Here is a 19,548-nt window from a genome sequence, read left to right as displayed (position 1 = left end):
AGTGATCGCCGGAACCGACACCGAGCGTGCCGTGACCCCGTTTGGTCTTGAAGCCTGGTCTGTTGCCAATCCAGCGACGGAAGCCGACCGTGGTCTGATCGAACTGGCGACGAATGCAGAAGTGATCTTCGGCACCGACACCGAGCGGGCGGTCACCCCGGCAGGTCTTAAGGCATGGTCTATCGCCAATCCTGCGACGGAGGCAGAGCGAGGCCTAATCGAACTGGCGACCGATGCGGAAGCCGTCGCCAATCCAGAGGATTTGGCCCCTTGCGCAATCACGCCGCGGACGCTTGGTCGCTACAGCGGTCTCCTCCCGGCTATGACAGAAGTCGATGAAGACGACGTGCTCATTATGCGTGACGTCAGTCAGAATCGTGACGTGGCTCTCACGATGAAGGAGCTTCGCGTTGCCCTAATGAAGGAGATAGGAACAGTCATGAGCAACCAAATGGGTGACACCGAGATCACTGGCAGCACCTCCCAAACGATCTTCTCCAGCTCAGACAATTTAAACGGTTGTCGGATCGCGGTGGCAAACGTCTGGGTTGCGCAGAGCGGCTATGGCAAAATCCTGTCCGATGGGTTTCCGGTATGCGTTGCCCATTCTGGTGGCGGTGCGGCCGCGTCAAGCATTACCGATCTCACCATTCCCGCAGGTCGCGGGTTGACAGTAGAGGTGGCCCTTTGGGCGAGGTGGTCCATAAGCTATGAAATGCTCTGATGGTCACCTGTGAGTTGCATTGACTGAGTCCGTAGCCGTGATCAAACCGGCGCGGATCACCCTGTTCTCGACATTTCTGGACCAACCATCACCACCGCCACCCACGACGGGCCGATGATGGCGGTGGTGCGTCCGGTGTTAACCCAGTGGTTATCAGTTGGTCCTGGAAGAGATATAAGCCTCTCCTGAACGCGCAGACTCTTCAAGCAAACATCTTATGAGGAATTCCCCATGAGCAACGAATGCGGTAACTCGTACTTAGTCTCGCCCATGCCCTTTACGGGCAATCATACCCATCCCGTGGCCACGACCTGTTACGCTGGTGTCGTCGAACTGGCAACCGAGGCGGAAGTCGTCGCCAATCCAGAGGTCATGGACGCCTTGGTGGTCACGCCCTATACCCTTGGCCGGTATACCGGCTTGGTGGATCAGGTCACGACCGTCGAGACGTCGGACCTTCTGTTGGTGCGTGATGTCAGCGCCAACAAGGACGTGTCTTATACCTTCGGTGCCCTGAAGGATGCCGTGACTCCACCCCAGGCGACAACCGAAGTCCTGGGTATCATCGAACTGGCGACCGACGCCGAAGTGATTGCCGGTACCGACACCGAGCGCGCCGTTACTCCGGCTGGTCTTGAGGCTTGGTCCGTTGCCAACCCGTCGACGGAAACCGAGCGTGGTTTGATCGAGCTGGCGACCGATGCCGAAGTGATCGCCGGTACCGACACCGAGCGTGCCGTTACTCCGGCTGGTCTTGAGGCTTGGTCCGTTGCCAACCCGTCGACGGAAACCGAGCGTGGTTTGATCGAGCTGGCGACCGATGCCGAAGTGATCGCCGGAACCGACACCGAGCGCGCTGTTACTCCTGCAGGCCTTGAGGCTTGGTCCGTTGCCAACCCGTCGACCGAGACGGAGCGTGGTCTGATCGAACTGGCGACCGATGCCGAAGTGATCGCCGGGACCGACACTGAGCGTGCGGTTACTCCTGCGGGCCTTGAGGCTTGGTCCGTTGCCAACCCGTCGACCGAAACGGAGCGTGGTCTGATCGAACTGGCGACCGATGCCGAAGTGATCGCCGGGACCGACACCGAGCGTGCGGTTACTCCTGCGGGCCTTGAGGCTTGGTCTGTTGCCAACCCGTCGACGGAAACCGAGCGTGGACTGATCGAGCTGGCGACGGACGCCGAGGTGATCGCCGGGACCGACACCGAGCGTGCGGTTACTCCTGCGGGCCTTGAGGCTTGGTCCGTTGCCAACCCGTCGACGGAAACCGAGCGTGGACTGATCGAGCTGGCGACCGACGCTGAAGTGATCGCCGGAACCGATACCGAGCGTGCGGTGACTCCGGCTACCTTGGCCAGTGTGCTGTCGATGATTAGTCTTCAGGGACAGTGCCGTTTGGTCTTGGACGGGACGACCCTGAAATTGATCCCGTACAATGGGAACCGGATGTGGGTCGACGGGGCTGCCCGAACCGTGCCCGGGTCGGGAGTAACTTTGTCTCCCAGCGGTGCAGGTGTGAAATCCGTTTACTATATCTACGCCGCATGGGTATCGAATACCTTGACCCTTGAATACAGCACCACGGGTCATGTCATCGATCCCGCAACCGGAGTCCAAGTCAAAGATGGCGATGCCTCCCGGTCCCTTGTTGGCATGGCCATGACCAAGGACCAGGTGGTGGAGTGGGACCAGGTCATTTCCTGGTTCAACACCCGTCTCACGACGGTCGCCACTCAAGGCTTCGAAGAGACGATCTCCGCAACGACGCCGACCGATATCACGGGGTCATCCACGACCATCTTGGGGTTTGCCGGTCGGACAACAATCATTCTCTGCGCGCCGGTCGCAATGTCCCCAACCAACGTCAGGGTGGCAGGCTACGTTTCCTTCGCGGTTAATGGGACACAATTGTCTGGCGAATTCGGTGAGTCGATGGCCAACTTGGGCGGTCAGGTGGGCATCACCGATTACTCGTCCTTTACGCCAACAGAGGACGGCGCGTTTTCCTTTACGGTGAGGGGGAGTACAAATGGCGGAAGTAGTGTGTACTTCAAAGGCGACTTTTTTGCCACGTATGAGGGCTAGAGTATTCCGAGCTTCACCCTAGATCACGATGAAATCAGGTCTGTCAGACCTGATTTCATAAACGTGATCTAAATCATATAGTTAGAGCGGAATGAGACGGAAAACCGCACATACTTTTCCTCATTCCGCTCTAGAATACCGCCTCTGATCAGGCGGGCGCTGCCCTTCCCTACACCTGTTTCCATCCCCACCAAGACTTTGTTTTGGTGGGGATTTTCGTTGGAAGTCAACGATCACATCAGTTCAAGGAATGCGATATGACAACGGAATGCAGTGACTTGATCCTTCCCATGCCGTTCACCGGAAACCACACCCATCCATTGGCCAGCACCTGTCACGCGGGTGTCGTTCAATTGGCCACCGAAGCCGAGGTCGTTTCCAACCCCGACAGTATCAAACCCCTGGCGGTCACGCCCTACACCCTGGGCCATTACACCGGCTTGGTGGATCAGGTCGCGACCGTTGAGGCCTCGGACCTTCTGTTGGTGCGGGATGTGAGCGCCAATAAAGATGTGTCCTATACCTTCGGCGCTCTGAAGGATGCCGTGACCCCACCCCAGGCAACAACCGAAGTCCTGGGTATCATTGAACTGGCAACGGACGGCGAGGTGCTCGCGGGCATTGATGCCGAGCGTGCGGTGACCCCTGCTGGCCTGGAGGTTTGGGCCGACGGCAACCCGTCGACCGAGACCGAGCGTGGTTTGATCGAGCTGGCGACCGACGCCGAAGTGATCGCCGGGACCGACACCGAGCGCGCCGTTACTCCCTCCGCTCTTGCCACGGCAAGACGGCATACGGATGCCACATGGTTTTCCATGGTGGGAAGTGCGATAATGAATGGCACTGGTCTAGGAAGTAATGGTGGCGTAGTAATGGTTCCAACAAACTTGGATAGTGAAAATCCAAATGTCATCAATGGTGAGTTCTTCGTTCCGGTTGGGGGATCAGGGCTTTGGTGTTTTACTGGACTTGTTCACTACCCACATACAGTAGAAATAATGAACGCATATGCGGTGCTAATGGTGAATGGTGAGCCAAATATATTTGGCTCTCGAAGCGGAACCACTTATCCAACTTTGCAAGCCATGTCTTCTGTGAGCGGAATTTGGCCAATGGAAGAAAATGATAAGGTTTCTATTGGTGTTTGGTGTGAATCTGGAAGTGATGGAGCTGAGTGTCCTCATGTTATGCTTCGCGGTGCACGGATTGCAATTTAGATAAGGGGCTTGGAAAAGAAAGTGTCTTTTTGATCTGAGGAGAAGCTGGATCATCTTAAGTCAAGATGGTCAAATTTTACTATAGTAATACTCGGTCTCCTTGAAAAACCGAAAAACGCGGGGCTTTGCCCCGCCCCCCACCGGGGCCTGAGGCCCCGGACCCCCATTTGGGATCAAAGGGTCCGCCGACCCTTTGCGGGTCTGGGCAGAGCCCAGAAACTGCGAAGCAGGTTTTCCGGATTTTCGAGGAAACGCTGTCGGCGCTCAAACGCACTGGCGGTGCGGGCTTTGCCTCCGTTGCCTGTTCCCACCCTGGATTCCTGCATGCGCGGGAATGACGACTAAGGCTCAGTTCCAATGGTCCCGTTCCAGTGTCTTGGAGCGGGACTTTTCTTTTTTTAACGCCCGGACTCCTCCCATGACCGATGCACTCCATTTTGCCTGGGTGGCCGAGGGCGAGGCCTTCGACGCCACCACCCATGCCCGCGCTGACGAGGCCCTCCGCGCCCTGCGGATCGAGGCCGAGGAGGGGGGCGCTCCCCGAGCCCGGGTGACGGTCGCGAACGCCGGACATGCCCTCTGTGGGCCGAACGGCGAGCGCTTCGTTCACCTGTCCACCACCCTTGATGGCTCCATAATCCATCTGTTTCATGGGGTCTTGGCCGAGGTGCCTGACGGCATGGTGGGCGCGTTCCTCACCCTGCTGTTCGATAGCCGCCACGGTGATATGGATGCCAAGACCGCTGCGGCCCTGGCTCCCCATAGGATTGCCCCCGCCTATGATCCCCTTTTCATCTCCGAGGGAGAGGAGGACGATCCCTCGGAGATCCTGGAGGGGTGGTTCGCCAGCCTGACCGTGGATCGGTTGACCGGTGCAGTGGGGGTTTCCGATGGCCTCACCGGGCGAAAAACCCTGACCTTCGGCCCCGAAGCCCTGGCCGAGGGGTCCGTCGACCTGAAGCGTCCCCAAACCCGCCCCCCCGCCTGGGTTGAGGGAACCCTGGATGTTCTTTGGACCCAGCGGGGGGGCGGTGTGGCCGACATTGGCGCTCTCATCGCCAGGGAGGCCGGTGGCGCCCTGGTTACTCTTTCGCCGCCCGAGGATTTCGCCGACGGTTGGCCCCAGGCCGGGTCCCGCATCGGCGGCGACAGCGGATATCGGGTGCTGGAAGGGGCGCTGATCACGCAGGAGCCTGCGGCCCTGGAAGAGGACCTCACCGCCAACCCCTTCGCCCGTTTCTCCGAGGAGGACCGGGTGATCACCATCGCCGCAGGGCGGGGTCTGGGCACCCAGGGGAGCTTCGATTTCGGCCCCACGGCGGCCCGCTCCAGCCTCTTTCCGATGGGTGTCTTTGCCGGGTGGATGGCCTTCGCCAAGCGGGCCTATTGGCCGGTCCTGACCCTGGCCTGGTCCCTGAGCCAGCGGCGGAAACAGGTCGCCGTCCTGCGCCTGGACAGCCATCTGGCCATCGACTTCCCTGGGCCGGAGGAGGGGGAGAGCCTCTCCTTCCATTTGCGGGACGTGGGTCTGGGCTCGGACCCCGCTGAACAGGAGGAGGACCCTGCCGGAACGGATTGCGAAAGCATCCTCGCCATCGCCAGGACCACGGGGACCAGCGAGATGTCCGAAAGGGCCGCCGCGGGGGTGACCGGTGGCGCGAGAGAGGGGGCGGTCATCGGCGATACCCTGTTCTGCAGCTTCCTTCATACGGTGCGGGGGCGTTTGGCGCTCGCCCATATGGCCCGGGTTCTGGCGGTTCGTCTGGCCTTCGCTCAACGCTGTATTCGGGTGTCCGCCCGCCTGCCGGGGTGGAGCGCCGAGGCCTTGTCCGTTGACCTGGACACGACGGTTACCCTGAAGGCCGCAACCCTGCCAGGGGGACAGGCGACCGGCAAGGTTGTGGCCTATGCGGTGTCCTGGGATGAAGCCGGGCGGGCGGTCACCCTGGAGATTGCCTGTTCCATTGGCGGAGGGGGCACCATGGCCGAGGCCGATCCGGGCGTTGAGACCCTAAGCGATGACTATACGGACGATTACGCTGCCCGAACCGGAGAGGTCTGGCAGACGGACATGGGGGACCACCTGACCCTTTCCCTGGCGGGATATGACGAACAGCTGCCCGCCGACCCCCTGGCCGCTGCGGCCACATGGTCGGCTGAAGATCTGTTGGCCGGTCTGTGTCTTCGCAACCTTTGGGAGGAGCAGGACGCGGCCATTTGGGCCCAACGAAAGGGAAGCCTCTCGCCCCGGCGGTTGCTTGCCTCCGTACCGACAGATGTGTGTCTCTCCCTGCGCTCTCTGGCGGCCTCGGACCAGCGGGTTCAGTCCCTGACCATCGCGGCGGTGGGACGTTTTGGTCTGCCGCCGACCATTGATTTGGAGGCTCCCCGTGGGTGAAGCTGTTTATCTGGGGCCTTTCGCAACCATCCGGGACCTGTCCTGGGGGGGAGAGCCGGTGTTGATGGTGTTTCGTCACGACGCCGGAGCCAGCGGAGCGGCGCGCTCCGTGGCTTTGGTCCTGGATCGGGAAGGGCGCTATCGGAATGCCATCGAGGGGGTGGCGGATCTGGTCTCCTCGGGGCCTGGAGAAGTTACCGGGTTGCGGGCGACGGAGGAGGGCATGGCCCTGTTTCGCCAACCCACCAGCCGCCCCTTTCCCTCGCCCGATGCCCAGGGCGTTGCCTTTCCCTGGATGGAGGGGGCCCACCTGATCGCCGAGAGGGCTGGGGGGTGGCTTGTCCAAGGCCTTTTGAGCGGTCTGTCCCGGTGGCGTCTGGGTGTGGCGGAAACGGGGGATACTGCGGTTTCCCTTGCCGTGCCTTCAGTGGTTCGCGACCCCTTGGACAACGCGGTTTTGGGATCGGTGGAGGTCAAGGCCGGGGTTGCGGCCCTGAAGGACCATCTGGTGGTCGGGACCCAATGCTCAAACCTCACCGATCATCAGGGCCGCACGCCGTTGGCCCTGGAAACCTCCGACGACTGGGTGAGCCATCGCTTGGTGGAGGCGGAGGGACCCAGGGGGGACGGCCCGGTGACGTGGCGGACCTCAGCCGTTACCGCCTGGGGTGGGCGCTTCTGGGTGGTCACGACCCGAACCACCGCGTCCTGGACCCGCCACCGCCTCTATGCCTTCTCACCGGGTGGTCCGGCGGTGCTGGTCTCCGAGACCGGGTGGGTGGACCGGAGGGGAGCCACGCCGCATCCCCATGGTCTCATGGTCCGGGCGCCCGCCGACAGCTCGGGACCTTTGGACCCGTCCGGTCATGGGGGAGCCTGGCCCGGCGATCGCCTTGTTCTTGGCGCGCTCCGCTGTACCGAGTCCACCTCCCAAGGCCTCTGTGTTGCCGGAGGGGCCGATGGCCTTCTGGTGGTGGGAGGGGAGGGGAGGCTGACCTTCCACCCCGGTCCCGATGGGGTCACCCCGCTTGCCGCCCTACCCCTGGGGGAGGGCGATGGCGGGCCGGTTTCCTGGCTTTGCCGGACCCGGGACGGGCAAGGGAGCCTTGCAAGCGCCCTGACGACGGATTTCCAAAGCTGGACTCTCGACCCCTATCCCGGTGATCCCCCACCGCCCGGAGGCCGTCTCGTTTCCTATCGTTGGGGCCAGTTTGGCCCGGGAGCCCTATCATGACCAATGCCTTGACCCGTGCCGTCCGTGCCCTGCGCGACCAGCCCAGGCTTGTCGGCGAGTGGCCAGCCCCCACCGCCCAGATCAATCCGGACCCACCGGTGGTTTGCGCCGGCTCCTTGACGCCCTCCGTTCGGAAGCGGACTGACCCTGGCTTGGACGCCGGGGCCGACGTGGTCTGGACGGAACTGTCCCGGGTGACCGAGGTGGTTCGGGTCACCGCGACCGACGGCTCCGGCGCCTGGGTGGATGTGGAGCGGCCGACGCGTCTGGTGTTCCGGGACGGGGATGGTCGACGTCTTGTTATGAACCTGAACCCCTGAAGGATTCACCCCCATGGTTAGCATTACCTATCGCACCGCCCATGCCGATTGGGGCGCGGGCAAGGGCACCAACTTGACCGCCGCAGAGGTGGATCGCAACTTTCACAGCCTCCGCCTTGCTGTGGAACAGGCAGCCGGAACTGCGGGGCGGGGGATCGCCTCCATGACCCAGTCCGGCTATGTCCTGACTGTCACCTATACGGATGCCACCAGCGAGAGTTTCACCCTGCCCGCACCGGATACGGAAGCTCGGGGGGCTTGGGCGGCGGGACCTTCCTACGCCCGGGGGGATCTGGTGAGTCGACTGGGGGGGAGCTACCTTTGCATAGCCTCCCATGTGGCGGTGGATTGGTGGACCGACCTGCGGGCCGGGCGCTGGGCCACGCTGGCCGGGACCCTGACCGACAGCCCTACGGCACTGGAGATGGCGACGGGTAAGACCCTGGCCTGGGAAATCCCGGGCGGTTTGGGATTCACCGAAGGCATGCGTCTGCGGGTGATGAGCCGGGCCGACCGCTCCCGCTGGATGGAGGGAGTGGTCTCCGCCTATGCTGTTCAATCCGGTGTTTGGTGGCTGTCTGTCGATGTGGAGGCCGCATCCGGTGGAGGAGTTCTCTCCGACCCGATCCTTGCTCCCTCTGCCGAGGGGGTGCTCGCCTCGGGTGGCGGGGGAGGGGCTTGGACGGCGTCGGTCCAGGTCTCGGGCTCCCATACGGTGACGCCTTCGGATATCGGACGCAAACTTACCGCCCAGGCGGGAAGCTTGATTTCTCTGCCGGGAACGGGTTTCCAGTCCGGAGATGCCTTCTGGGTTGAGGCCCCCTCGGATGGAACCGTCACGGTCCAAGCCACCGAGGGCGGGCTGGAGCCTCCCTATGTGATGATGGACTTTTCCTCGGAACGGGTCTGGTTGGTGCACCAGGGCGGGGGTGATTGGCTGGTTGCCAACCGGGAGGAACTGCCCGGCACGCCGCCCCGTATCTCCCCCTGGCGCTATGCCCTGGCCTTGCCCGGGGATATCACGGTGTCCCTTGCCGATTTGGGAACCCTGATCGTTTGCGAGGACGGGGCCAGGGTCACCCTGCCGGGGACCTATGATGGCGTGCAGGAAGGCGACATGATCTGGCTCGCTGCGGGGCAGGATCATAGGACCCGCATCACTGTTCACGCCCCTGGGGGCGTGGACTACACCGGAGGGGGAGACATTTCCCTGGACGGTCAGATCGCCCAGTTCGTTTCCCTGGGCTATGGGCGCTGGATCATCGCCTCGGCCCGGCGCTTGAACATGGCGCGGGATTGCCCGATTGAATGGGTGGCGACGATTGATGTGGCCTCGGGTGCAACCCACGCGCTCGCCGTCTTGGAAGCAGGGCACCGGTTCCGGTTGGGGGTGGGGGCGACCCTGGCCCTGCCTGCGGTCGAGGAGGCTCCCGATGGGGCGGTGGTCTGGGTGCAAGGGGAAAGTGGAGCTCAGGTGACAGGACTCTTCGTGGACGGGGGAACCCGTCGCTCCCTATCTGGGAGGTGGGCGCGGTTGATCGCCGACCATGCCGGGAGCGCCTGGTTCCTGGCCGAAGACCGGCCCAATCGACCCGGCAGTCTGCCCGCCCTGAATGCTGAGACCTTGGCGGCGACACCTACTGGGAGTCTCGCCGATGCCCAGGCCAATTTGTCCACCGGGGATAGCTATTCCGACGCGGCCGTTGTTGCGGCTGTCAATGAAGCCCTGTCCATCCACAACAAAAACGTGGCCGAACTGGCCGGTCAGATGGAGGCCCTGAGAGGGGTCCTGCATGACCATGGCCTGTTGAGCGTATAGAAGGAATTCCGACCATGTCCATTCGCGCCCAAGCCATCTGCCGCAACGTGGCAAGTGGGACCCATGACCTGGATTTGACGCCCGCGCGTGGCGGAGGGCGCATGCCCCATCTCGACGGTACGATTTATGTGGAGGGGACTTTCGATGGAGCCTCGGTCGGTGTGCTGATCCGAGGCCTGGATGAGTGGCATCACGTGGAAGGAAGCCCTTTTTTGGCAGGATCGGTCGCCCGCATCGATGCCCATGCCTTGGGCATAAGGGCGATGTTGGCGAGCGGGGGGGCGGATACCGATGTTTCCGTGGCATTGCTGTGCGATCTGGTTCCCTTGGTCGAGGAGTCAAGCTGATGCGCAATGGGCAAAGAATTATACGATTTTCCGCTACCCGGGTCGCCCTGAAGGTGTGCAATGGCTTCAATGATTCCCTGCCCCTTTATCGACCGATGAAGCCCCTTGACCCCTATGTCCTGGTGATTGAAGGGACCCCGGTAACCGTGTGCGGCGTGGGCATAAAGATGGGAGATCCTGTAAATGGCTGACTTCGATTTGACGACAGCCTCGCTTAAGCAGACGATCGATGGCATGGAAAAAATACCGGTCTGCAGTGATGGCCAAGCCGCCGCCGTGACCGTGGATCAAGTGCAGGGCCATCTCGTCGAGCAGATTAAACCCCTCGTCGACGCATCCGAGGCGGCGCGGGCCGGTGCGGAGGCGGCCCAGGCTGCGGCCCAAGCTGCGGCAGAAGCGGTCGACGCTACGGGCGTTCTGCTGATTGATGGCTCTCGTGCTATGAATGCGGCCCTTGACCTGGGGGGGCATGGGCTGGTGAACCTGTTGGAGCCGGTGAATGCCACGGACGGCGCCACCAAGGACTATGTCGATGGCAAGGTCGGAGGTGGCGGGGGAGGGCAGCTGTGCAATTTGCTCATCAATGCCCGCGGACAAGTGAATCAAAGGAGATATGTCTCGGGTACGGCGATCTCTGCTGCGGGTCAATACACCCTGGACCGGTGGCGGGTGGTGGCTGCGGGAGAGGCCTTCGTCTGGACCACGGTGGACGGCACGGCCGTTTTCACCGCGCCCGCCGGGGGGGTGGAGCAGGTTATCGAAGGCGCCAATATTCTTACGGGAACCCACGTGCTTTCCTTCACGGGGACAGCGACTTGCACGGTTGATGGCGCCTCAAAGGTCAGCGGTGACACGGTTGTCCTGACCGGGGGGCAAAATTGTACCGTTCGGTTCTCCGGAGGCACGTTTTCCCTTCCCCAAATAGAGCGTGGCGCCGTTGCTGGTCCATTTGATAGCAGACATGTTCAAACCGAGCTCGCACTTTGCCAGCGCTATTATTGTCGCTCCCGTGCGGGCGCCAGATTTTACTCGTCAGGGGCGGGAGCCTCCATTGAGAATATTGTGTACTGGCCGTCTGAAATGAGAACCGCTCCGACGACGATCGGGCCTGTTGGCGGCTCCTACGTGAACGTCGCATCTGGTGTTTTGTATAGCCCGGACCAATACGGGGTCAGGTTCTATCTGTCCTCAGCCTCCTCCGGTGACTGTTATGCAGTCGGCCCCCAGGTAACAGCGGATGCGGAGATTTGACCATGCCCTCAATTCTTGCAAAATACACGGACGCGACAGAAACCGCGCTTACGCGGTCGGATATGCCGGGCGCCATCATACCGGCAGTGCCGGAAAACCGGCATTTTGCGGAATTGCGCGCCCTCGGGTTGGAGATCGCGCCATCGGATGTGGCTCAGACGGATAGGGCTTCGGTCAAGGCTGAGGCGCGCAACCGTATTTTGGCGCGCTATCCAGAGTGGAAGCAACGGAATATGGCCTTGTTGGCGGCGACCTTGACCGCCAAGGGGGAAATGAATTGGAGCTCTGATGAGCAGACCCAATGGGAGAGTATCGCTGTGGCTTGGGATGCGATCAATGCCATCCGAAGCCGATCCAATGAAATCGAAGCATTGGACCCGCTCCCGTCCGATTTGTCCAACGACGAACTGTGGTCTTGAAGAAAGACCGGAGCCCTGCCTTTGAGATCAAGTTGGGCCAAAAAGGGCCCAACTTGATCTCGGAATACTCTACCCCCTTGCCCGGTACAGCTTCAGGGCCTTTTCGTGGGGCGGAGGACAAGGGTGGATAGGGGGGGCAGGGTCAGGGCCATGGAATGGGTGCGGCCATGGCTTTTCACGGCCTCGGCTTCGAAGGTCCCGTTGCTTTTGCCTGATCCGCCGTATCGGGCTTCATCGGTATTGAGGATTTCTTCCCAAACGCCGTCCTGGGGCAGACCCAGGCGGTAGTCTTCTCGCGGGATTGGAGTCATGTTGCAGATGACCATGACCACCTCGCTCGGCTGCTTGCCCTTGCGGACGAAAGACAGGACCGAGTTGTCCGCATCGGAGCAATCCAGCCACTCGAAGCCCTCTCCTTCACAGTCCAGGTCATGCAGGGCCGGGGTGTCGCGGTAGACGCGGTTCAGGTCTGTCACAAGATCCATGACGCCCCGGTGCCAGTCAATGTCCAGTAGGTGCCAATCCAGGCTTGCGGCGTAGTTCCACTCCCGGCCCTGGGCGAATTCATTTCCCATGAACAGCAGTTTCTTGCCCGGATGGGTCCACATGAATCCGTAGTAGGCCCGCAGATTGGCGAATTGTTGCCAGGTGTCACCGGGCATGCGGCCCAGGATCGAGCGCTTGCCGTGCACCACTTCGTCGTGGGAGAGCGGCAGCACGAAATTCTCCGAGAAGGCATAAAGCAGGCCGAAGGTCAGGTCGTTCTGGTGGTAGCGCCGATGAATGGGATCCTGGCCGATATAGCCCAGGGTGTCGTTCATCCACCCCATGTTCCATTTGTAGCCGAAACCCAGGCCGCCCAGGTGGGTTGGGCGGCTGACCATGGGCCAGGCGGTGCTTTCCTCGGCGATGGTCACCGCGCCGGGGAAGCGGTCATAGACCAGTTCGTTCATGCGGCGCAGGAAGTCGATGGCCTCCAGGTTTTCGCGGCCACCGTATTTGTTGGGAACCCACTGCCCATCCTCCCGGGAATAATCCAGGTACAGCATGGAGGCCACGGCATCGACCCGCAGTCCGTCGATGTGGAACTCATCCAGCCAGAACAGGGCGTTGGCCAGCAGGAAGTTGCGCACCTCGTTGCGGCCGTAGTTGTAAATCAGGGTGCCCCAATCCATGTGCCGACCCTGGCGCGGATCGGAATGTTCGTACAGATGCGAGCCGTCGAACCAAGCCAGACCGTGGGCGTCTTCCGGGAAGTGGCCGGCGACCCAGTCGAGAATGACTCCCAAACCGGCGTCATGGCAGGCGTTGACGAAACGGCGGAAGCCATTCGGATCACCGAAACGACTGGTGGGTGCAAACAGCCCGATCGGCTGGTAGCCCCAGGATCCGTCGAAGGGATATTCGCTGACCGGCAGAAGCTCAATGTGGGTGAAGCCCAAGGCCTGGACGTGGGGGATCAACTCTGCGGCCAGTTCGTCATAGGTGAGGGGCTCGTTGCCCTCCTTGCGCTTCCAGGATTCCAGATGAACCTCGTAGACGCTGATGGGCGCGCTTCGGTCGACAGAGGCCGCACGCCGCGCCATCCAGTCCTGGTCGGTCCAGGTGTGACTGCCCAGGCCGCAGACGATCGACGCCGTATGGGGCGGTTTTTCCGCGTGGAAGGCGTAGGGATCAGCCTTGGCGGGAAGCAGGGCCCCATCCGGTCCGGTCAGTTCAAATTTATAGACGGCACCGACGCCGACGCCGGGCAGGAAAAGGTCCCATACGCCACTTCCGGGGTGCTGGCGCATGGGGTGGACCCGGCCATCCCAGCCATTGAAAGCGCCGACGACGCTGACACGGCTGGCATTGGGCGCCCAGACCGCGAAGCTGGTCCCGGCCACGCCATCCACCTCCATGGGGTGGGCGCCGAGTTTGTGGTAAATCTCCAGGTGGGTACCTTCGCCCAGCAGATGCCGGTCCAACTCGCCGATCACGGGGCCGAAGCGGTAGGGGTCCTCAATCTCCCTGGATTGGCCATCCTCTTCCACCCGAAGGCGGTAGACGGGAAGGCCGGGCAGGGTGGCGGGCAGGTCGATGCCGAACAGGCCGTCTGGATGGAGCCGCTTCATCGGGCCAATTTCCGCTCCATTGCCCTGGGCAAGAAGGGTCACGGCGGTTGCCTTGGGCAGGAAGGCGCGCACGCAATGGCCGCCTGTTCCCCCTTCGGCTTTGCCTTCATGGGGACCCAGGAAGGCAAACGGGTTGCTGTGGCGGGCTCCGATCAGGGCGGTCACAGCGTGGGCATAGGCTTTCTGGTCCATGGATTTCCTGATTTCGGTCTCGGGTGCGTCGGGCAGGGCGGGCGGCAAAAGCCGGTGTCGCGGAAAACAGGGCTATGACCTGGTCGCTTGGATCCGATCTTGGGGCATAGCCTAGCATGATCTCGATGGATTGGCCTGATCCGTCTCGAAAGGGATCGTTTGGTTGGAAGGCCTTCGGGATCGGTGCGCCACCACCCTTGGGTAACGGCATGGTGGCGCGAAGGTTCCAAAAATTTGTCGAGCTTTCCGAGACCCAAGGGGCGTGTTGTCGGTCCAACGGCTCAAACCCTGATGGCGCGCAGCTCCGTGCGTCGCGCCTCAGCCTTCGGAGGGAGGAGCCTTTGGAGTCGTCTTGCGGGGGGCGGCTTTCTTGGCCGTTGTCCCTTTTGCCGAGGTCTTCCGGGGGGCCGCCTTGGGCTTGGCCGCAGGCGCGTCTCCTGTTTCTGTCCCTGCTTTTTCCGCCGCGGCTTTGGCGGCCGTCTTCCGGGGGGTGGCCCGGCGTGGGGCGGGCTTCTTGGGGGCTTCGGATTGGAGCGCGGGCTCAGGTTGAGGGGCAGGCTCAGGTTGGGGCTCAGGTTGGGGCTCGGGTTCGGGCTCGGGTTCGGCCAGGGCGGCCATCACCTCTGCCTCCGCCCTGACCCAGTAGTCGTGGGAGCGGCCTTCCGGACGACCATCCTGCTCCCACAGGTAGTAGGCCGTGTCTTGAATACGTTTGACCAAGGCTTCTTTCATTGTGCCGAACTCCCGACGTTTGAGGCATGGGGGACGCGATCAAGACCTCGCGAGGGGAGGTCGAAAGCGTCCGGGACTGTGCTTGTTTTGACCGTTCCGCCGGAGCGGTGGCCGGAATCGCGGCGCCCATGATGCCGAGTGTAAAGTGAATACCGCAAGTGGCATCCGCCCATGAAATGACCCTTTCATAAAAACCGCACGCTTTGCGGGCTCTTCCCACCCCAGCCCCAGGTATTCCGCCGATTCGCCGCACCGCATCAGAATAAATGATAGTGATTATCAATAGCGTGTAATCAGAGCCCATTCCGTCTTCTTTTGTGTTTTTGGGCTATTTTATAAACATGGGGTCAAGTCATTGTCATAACTTAGAAATAGGGCGTTTCTGACACGCAGGCCTCAATGAAAAGGCATGGACAAAAACGGGGAAACGATTAAACGCTTGAAATCGGCGTCGCAGACCCTTATTCAATTAGGACCAATTTAGTCCTGAATTAACCGAAGGGACGCGACCTCGGATGTTCCGCATCAACAAACTGACGGATTACGCTGTTGTCCTGCTGGTCGATATGGCCCGTACCGACAGGGTCCGTGCGGCCCAGCAGATCGCCTGTGATACCGGTGTCCCCTTGCCCACAGTGGCGAAGGTGATGAAAGCGCTGGTGCGCGGCGAATTGGTCGTATCCCAGCGGGGGGCGTCCGGCGGTTACGGTCTGGCCCGCCCTGCGGTCGAGATCACCGTAGCCGATATGATTCAGGCGTTGGAAGGCCCGATTGCCCTGACAGCCTGCGTCGAACAGGCGGAAGACGCCTGCGGCCTTGAGCTTCTCTGCCCCATGCATGGCAACTGGAACACCGTGAACCGCAAGGTGGAGGAGGCCCTTCGAACCGTCTCCCTTGCGGATATGGTTGAAGGTGCCGAACCCGACTTCCCCCTGCCTTTCGCCGATGGCCCCGCGTTTACGCGCGGCCTGCCCCAAGACTCCTGATAGAGCGCGAGATAGAACCATGGCAGCCACGGATACCACCGTCGATACCGTCCGCGAGGTTACGGAGCAGTACAAATACGGCTTCGTCACGGATATTGAATCCGACATGGCACCCAAGGGCCTGAGCGAGGACATCGTCCGCTTCATTTCGGCCAAGAAGGAAGAGCCGGAGTGGATGCTCGAGTTCCGGCTGAAAGCCTACCGCCATTGGCTGACCCTGAAGGAACCCGATTGGGCCAAGGTGAAATATCCGCCCATCGATTACCAGGACACCTATTACTACGCCGCGCCCAAGAAGAAGGAGGGCCCGGCCAGCCTGGACGAGGTCGATGCCGACCTTCTGGAGACCTACAAGAAGCTTGGCATCCCCATTCAGGAACAGGAAATCCTGGCCGGTGTGGTTGCCGTTGACGCGGTCTTCGACAGTGTCTCCGTGGCCACCACCTACAAGAAGAAACTCGCCAGCATGGGCGTGATTTTCGGCTCCATCTCCGAAGCGATCAAGGAGCATCCAGAGCTGATCAAGAAGTACCTGGGGTCGGTGGTGCCGTACTCTGACAACTACTTCGCCACGCTGAACTGCGCGGTCTTCACCGACGGATCCTTCGTTTATGTACCCAAGGGCCTCCGCTGCCCCATGGAGCTGTCCACCTACTTCCGTATCAACGAGAAGAACACGGGACAGTTCGAGCGCACGCTGATTGTCTGTGACGAGGGGGCCTATGTCTCCTACCTGGAGGGCTGCACGGCGCCCCAACGCGACGAGAACCAGCTCCATGCCGCCGTGGTCGAACTGGTGGCCTTGGATGACGCGGAGATCAAGTACTCTACCGTCCAGAACTGGTACCCCGGCGACAAGGACGGCAAGGGCGGCATTTACAACTTCGTGACCAAGCGGGCGCTTTGTAAGGGCAAGAATTCCAAGGTGTCCTGGACACAGGTGGAAACCGGATCTGCGGTCACCTGGAAGTATCCCTCCTGCATCCTCCAGGGCGACAATTCCTCGGGCGAGTTCTACTCGGTGGCCATCACCAACAACGCCCAGCAGGCCGACACCGGCACCAAGATGATCCATCTGGGCAAGAATACCCGCTCGCGGATCATCTCCAAGGGCATTGCTGCGGGCAAGTCGGACCAGACCTACCGGGGCTTGGTGCGCATGCAGGGCAAGGCCGAGGGCGCGCGGAACTTCACCCAATGCGACAGCCTGTTGGTTGGCGACAAATGTGGCGCCCATACTGTGCCCTATATCGAAAGCCGCAATCCGACGGCCCAGGTGGAGCACGAGGCGACGACCAGCCGCATCAGCGAAGAACAGTTGTTCTACTGCATGCAGCGGGGATTGGACGAGGAAAGCGCCGTGGCGCTGATCGTCAACGGCTTCTGTAAGGAAGTGCTGCAGACCCTGCCCATGGAATTCGCCGTCGAGGCACAGAAACTGGTGGGGATCAGCCTGGAGGGGAGCGTGGGGTAATCCACGACTGGGCTGCTTAACGGATCAACGAGAGTGAACCGCCCGCCAGATCGGGCGCGTGACGAGACATAAGGGGACTGACCAATGGCGCTTCTGGAGATCAAGGACCTGCGGGCCCGAGTCGAGGAAAAGGAAATCCTGAAAGGGCTTTCGCTGACCATCAATCCGGGCGAAGTGCATGCCATCATGGGGCCGAACGGGGCGGGCAAGTCGACCCTGTCCAGTGTCATCACCGGCAAACCCGGCTACGAGATCACCGAGGGCTCCATCCTGTTCGAGGGCAAGGACCTGACCGAGCTGGAAGCCAACGAGCGCGCCTGTGAGGGCCTGTTCCTGGCCTTCCAATACCCGGTGGAAATCCCCGGTGTGAACTACACCACCTTCCTGAAGACGGCGATCAACGCCAAGCGCAAATACTTCGGTGAGGACGAAATCGATGCCATGGAGTTCCTGAAACTCATGAAGTCGAAAATCAAACTTCTGAAGATCGCCGACGACATGATGAAACGCCCGGTCAACGTGGGCTTCTCCGGCGGCGAGAAGAAGCGGGCCGACGTGTTGCAGATGGCCATGCTGGATCCCAAGTTGATGATCCTCGACGAAATGGACTCCGGTCTGGACATCGATGCCCTGCGCATCGCCGCCGATGGCGTGAACACCCTGCGCTCGCCGGACAAGGCGATCCTGTGCATTACCCACTACCAGCGCCTTCTGGACTACATCGTCCCCGACTTCGTGCATGTTCTGGCCGGGGGGCGGATCGTCAAATCCGGCGGCAAGGAACTCGCCCTGGAGCTGGAAGAGAAGGGCTACACCGAGTTCGAGGAAGCTGCGGCCTGATCGGCCCCGTGAGCAAGGGAACCATGACCATGAGCACGACCGAAATGCCTCCCTTCCTCGACGCGGCCCTGCCGGTGCCCGTGGAGGAAACCGGCTGGCTGGCGGATTTGCGCCAGGCCGGGCTGGATATCTACAAGCGCAAGGGCCTGCCCACCCCCAAGGTGGAAGCCTGGAAGTATACCAACCTGGGGGGGCTGGCGAAGACCGAGTTCAAACCCGCCGCCCTGGACGTGACCGTTGCGGCGGACAAGCTGCCCCTGTCTTCGGCCCTGTCCCTGGACGGGGTGGCCCTGGTCTTCGTCAATGGCCGCTTCGCCCCGGAGCTATCGGATCTGGGAGCCCTGCCGAAGGGTCTGCGGGTGGAGAGCCTGTCCAAGGTGCTCCAGGCCGAACCAGCCCTTGTGGAGCCCCTGTTGGGCAAGCTGGCGACCATGGAAGATTTGCCGCTGGCGGCGCTGAACACGGGTCTGTTGACCGATGGCCTGTTCGTCCGCCTTGCCAAGGGCGTGGTTCTGGACAAGGCCCTGCATGTGGTCTCCGTGGCCACCGGTGGGGACACCCCCGCCGCCTTCCACCCGCGGAACCTGATCGTGTTGGAAGAGGGCGCCAAGGCGACCATCGTGGAAAGCCATGTGGGTCTGTCTGACGTTCCGACTTTCGAGAACAGCGTGACCGAGGTCACCCTGGGTGACGGGGCGGAGCTGAAGCATTACCGCCTGCTCAATGGGCCGGACAATTCCTACCACGTGGGCGTGACCTTGGCCGATGTGGCGACCAAGGCCCGCTACGAGTCCTTCGTCCTGGCGATCGGTGGGGCGCTGATCCGCAACGAGGTTCGCGTGGTCCTGTCCGGCGAGGGGGCCCATGGGTCTGTCAACGGCAGTTATGCCGTCCACGAGGGGCAGCATGTGGACAACACGGTGTTGGTGGACCATGCCGTGCCCCGGGCGACCTCCAATCAGCTCTTCAAGGGCGTGTTGGATGGGACCGGCAAGGCGGTCTTCCAGGGCAAGGTTCTGGTCCGCCGGGATGCCCAGGAGACCGACGCCCAACAGCTTCACAAAGCCCTCTTGCTGTCGCGTGGGGCCGAGGTGGACACCAAGCCCGAGCTGGAAATCTACGCAGACGACGTGAAATGCAGCCACGGCGCCACCGTGGGCGAGATGGACGCGGATCAGCTCTTCTACCTGATGGCGCGGGGCATCGACGAAGAAACGGCCCTGGCCCTGTTGGTCGAAGCCTTCGTCGAGGATGTGGTCCACGAGATCTCCGACGAAATCGTCCGCGAGGCCTTCATCCATAAGGTGCGCGACTGGCAGACGGGCCGGGACAAGGCGGTTTGGAGCGATTGATGGGGCCTGCCTGCCCCGGGGGTAATCGGGGCAGGGGTGAC

16 protein-coding genes are annotated in these 19,548 nt (G+C 61.8%); 14 read left to right on the top strand and 2 right to left on the bottom strand.

Annotated elements, in window-relative coordinates:
- From ACLIRY_RS22640 to ACLIRY_RS22595, 10 genes are all read left to right on the top strand, one after another.
- The coding region (locus ACLIRY_RS22640) for a hypothetical protein (RefSeq protein ID WP_413207698.1) at positions 1 to 724 on the top strand (724 nt) is incomplete at its 5' end.
- A gap of 231 nt (positions 725 to 955) precedes the next feature.
- Positions 956 to 2,812: a hypothetical protein gene (locus ACLIRY_RS22635; RefSeq protein ID WP_413207697.1), complete on the top strand. Its 1,857-nt coding sequence runs from the start codon at positions 956 to 958 to the stop codon at positions 2,810 to 2,812.
- 257 nt (positions 2,813 to 3,069) lie between these two features.
- The gene (locus tag ACLIRY_RS22630; RefSeq protein WP_413207696.1) at positions 3,070 to 4,029 is read left to right on the top strand and encodes a hypothetical protein; all 960 of its coding nucleotides are present in this window, start codon (positions 3,070 to 3,072) and stop codon (positions 4,027 to 4,029) included.
- A gap of 334 nt (positions 4,030 to 4,363) precedes the next feature.
- Complete coding sequence (locus tag ACLIRY_RS22625; RefSeq protein WP_413207695.1) at positions 4,364 to 6,427, top strand: hypothetical protein; 2,064 nt, start codon at positions 4,364 to 4,366, stop codon at positions 6,425 to 6,427.
- Positions 6,420 to 7,661, top strand: coding sequence for a hypothetical protein (locus ACLIRY_RS22620; protein ID WP_413207694.1), 1,242 nt, complete (start codon positions 6,420 to 6,422; stop codon positions 7,659 to 7,661). The genes ACLIRY_RS22625 and ACLIRY_RS22620 overlap by 8 nt, the downstream gene beginning before the upstream one ends.
- On the top strand, positions 7,658 to 7,981 hold the full coding sequence (locus ACLIRY_RS22615; RefSeq protein WP_413207693.1) for a hypothetical protein: 324 nt from the start codon (positions 7,658 to 7,660) through the stop codon (positions 7,979 to 7,981). Before ACLIRY_RS22620 ends, ACLIRY_RS22615 begins: the two co-directional genes overlap by 4 nt.
- 13 nt (positions 7,982 to 7,994) lie before the next feature.
- Positions 7,995 to 9,800, top strand: coding sequence for a carbohydrate-binding protein (locus ACLIRY_RS22610; protein ID WP_413207692.1), 1,806 nt, complete (start codon positions 7,995 to 7,997; stop codon positions 9,798 to 9,800).
- A 14-nt stretch (positions 9,801 to 9,814) separates the two neighbouring features.
- On the top strand, positions 9,815 to 10,147 hold the full coding sequence (locus ACLIRY_RS22605) for a hypothetical protein (RefSeq protein ID WP_413207691.1): 333 nt from the start codon (positions 9,815 to 9,817) through the stop codon (positions 10,145 to 10,147).
- A 183-nt stretch (positions 10,148 to 10,330) separates the two neighbouring features.
- Entirely contained in the window at positions 10,331 to 11,398 is a 1,068-nt protein-coding gene (locus ACLIRY_RS22600; protein WP_413207690.1) for a hypothetical protein, read from the top strand.
- 2 nt (positions 11,399 to 11,400) lie between these two features.
- Positions 11,401 to 11,817, top strand: a complete 417-nt coding sequence (locus ACLIRY_RS22595) for a hypothetical protein (RefSeq protein ID WP_413207689.1) — start codon at positions 11,401 to 11,403, stop codon at positions 11,815 to 11,817.
- Between the two features lie 92 nt (positions 11,818 to 11,909).
- Here ACLIRY_RS22595 and glgB read toward each other — a convergent pair whose 3' ends face one another.
- Positions 11,910 to 14,123 carry a 1,4-alpha-glucan branching protein GlgB gene (gene glgB, locus ACLIRY_RS22590; RefSeq protein ID WP_413207688.1) on the bottom strand — a complete coding sequence of 738 codons (2,214 nt, stop codon included), beginning with the start codon at positions 14,121 to 14,123 and terminating at the stop codon, positions 11,910 to 11,912.
- 318 nt (positions 14,124 to 14,441) lie between these two features.
- Entirely contained in the window at positions 14,442 to 14,855 is a 414-nt protein-coding gene (locus ACLIRY_RS22585) for a DUF2934 domain-containing protein (RefSeq protein WP_413207687.1), read from the bottom strand.
- A gap of 515 nt (positions 14,856 to 15,370) precedes the next feature.
- Here ACLIRY_RS22585 and ACLIRY_RS22580 point away from each other — a divergent pair.
- From ACLIRY_RS22580 to sufD, 4 genes are all read left to right on the top strand, one after another.
- Positions 15,371 to 15,841 (top strand): SUF system Fe-S cluster assembly regulator, encoded by a 471-nt coding sequence (locus ACLIRY_RS22580; RefSeq protein ID WP_413207686.1) that lies wholly within the window; start codon positions 15,371 to 15,373, stop codon positions 15,839 to 15,841.
- Positions 15,842 to 15,860: 19 nt separating this feature from the next.
- Entirely contained in the window at positions 15,861 to 17,315 is a 1,455-nt protein-coding gene (sufB, locus tag ACLIRY_RS22575) for a Fe-S cluster assembly protein SufB (RefSeq protein WP_413207685.1), read from the top strand.
- Positions 17,316 to 17,399: 84 nt separating this feature from the next.
- Entirely contained in the window at positions 17,400 to 18,155 is a 756-nt protein-coding gene (sufC, locus tag ACLIRY_RS22570) for a Fe-S cluster assembly ATPase SufC (RefSeq protein ID WP_413207684.1), read from the top strand.
- A 29-nt stretch (positions 18,156 to 18,184) separates the two neighbouring features.
- Positions 18,185 to 19,507, top strand: coding sequence for a Fe-S cluster assembly protein SufD (gene sufD, locus ACLIRY_RS22565; RefSeq protein ID WP_413207683.1), 1,323 nt, complete (start codon positions 18,185 to 18,187; stop codon positions 19,505 to 19,507).
- The last annotated feature ends 41 nt before the right edge of the window (positions 19,508 to 19,548 follow it).

Source organism: Rhodospirillum sp. A1_3_36, from assembly GCF_047263945.1.
In the GTDB taxonomy this organism is placed as follows: domain Bacteria; phylum Pseudomonadota; class Alphaproteobacteria; order Rhodospirillales; family Rhodospirillaceae; genus Rhodospirillum.
This window is presented reverse-complemented; position numbering and strand designations above follow the sequence as displayed.

Excerpts from the sequence above, each read along its gene's own strand:
- sufD (WP_413207683.1), top strand. The coding sequence starts at position 18,185 with ATGAGCACGACCGAAATGCCTCCCTTCCTCGACGCGGCCCTGCCGGTG.
- ACLIRY_RS22605 (WP_413207691.1), top strand. The coding sequence starts at position 9,815 with ATGTCCATTCGCGCCCAAGCCATCTGCCGCAACGTGGCAAGTGGGACC.
- ACLIRY_RS22625 (WP_413207695.1), top strand. The coding sequence starts at position 4,364 with ATGACGACTAAGGCTCAGTTCCAATGGTCCCGTTCCAGTGTCTTGGAG.
- ACLIRY_RS22580 (WP_413207686.1), top strand. The coding sequence starts at position 15,371 with ATGTTCCGCATCAACAAACTGACGGATTACGCTGTTGTCCTGCTGGTC.
- glgB (WP_413207688.1), bottom strand. The coding sequence starts at position 14,123 with ATGGACCAGAAAGCCTATGCCCACGCTGTGACCGCCCTGATCGGAGCC.
- ACLIRY_RS22630 (WP_413207696.1), top strand. The coding sequence starts at position 3,070 with ATGACAACGGAATGCAGTGACTTGATCCTTCCCATGCCGTTCACCGGA.
- ACLIRY_RS22615 (WP_413207693.1), top strand. The coding sequence starts at position 7,658 with ATGACCAATGCCTTGACCCGTGCCGTCCGTGCCCTGCGCGACCAGCCC.
- ACLIRY_RS22635 (WP_413207697.1), top strand. The coding sequence starts at position 956 with ATGAGCAACGAATGCGGTAACTCGTACTTAGTCTCGCCCATGCCCTTT.
- ACLIRY_RS22600 (WP_413207690.1), top strand. The coding sequence starts at position 10,331 with ATGGCTGACTTCGATTTGACGACAGCCTCGCTTAAGCAGACGATCGAT.
- ACLIRY_RS22595 (WP_413207689.1), top strand. The coding sequence starts at position 11,401 with ATGCCCTCAATTCTTGCAAAATACACGGACGCGACAGAAACCGCGCTT.
- ACLIRY_RS22610 (WP_413207692.1), top strand. The coding sequence starts at position 7,995 with ATGGTTAGCATTACCTATCGCACCGCCCATGCCGATTGGGGCGCGGGC.
- ACLIRY_RS22585 (WP_413207687.1), bottom strand. The coding sequence starts at position 14,855 with ATGAAAGAAGCCTTGGTCAAACGTATTCAAGACACGGCCTACTACCTG.
- sufB (WP_413207685.1), top strand. The coding sequence starts at position 15,861 with ATGGCAGCCACGGATACCACCGTCGATACCGTCCGCGAGGTTACGGAG.
- sufC (WP_413207684.1), top strand. The coding sequence starts at position 17,400 with ATGGCGCTTCTGGAGATCAAGGACCTGCGGGCCCGAGTCGAGGAAAAG.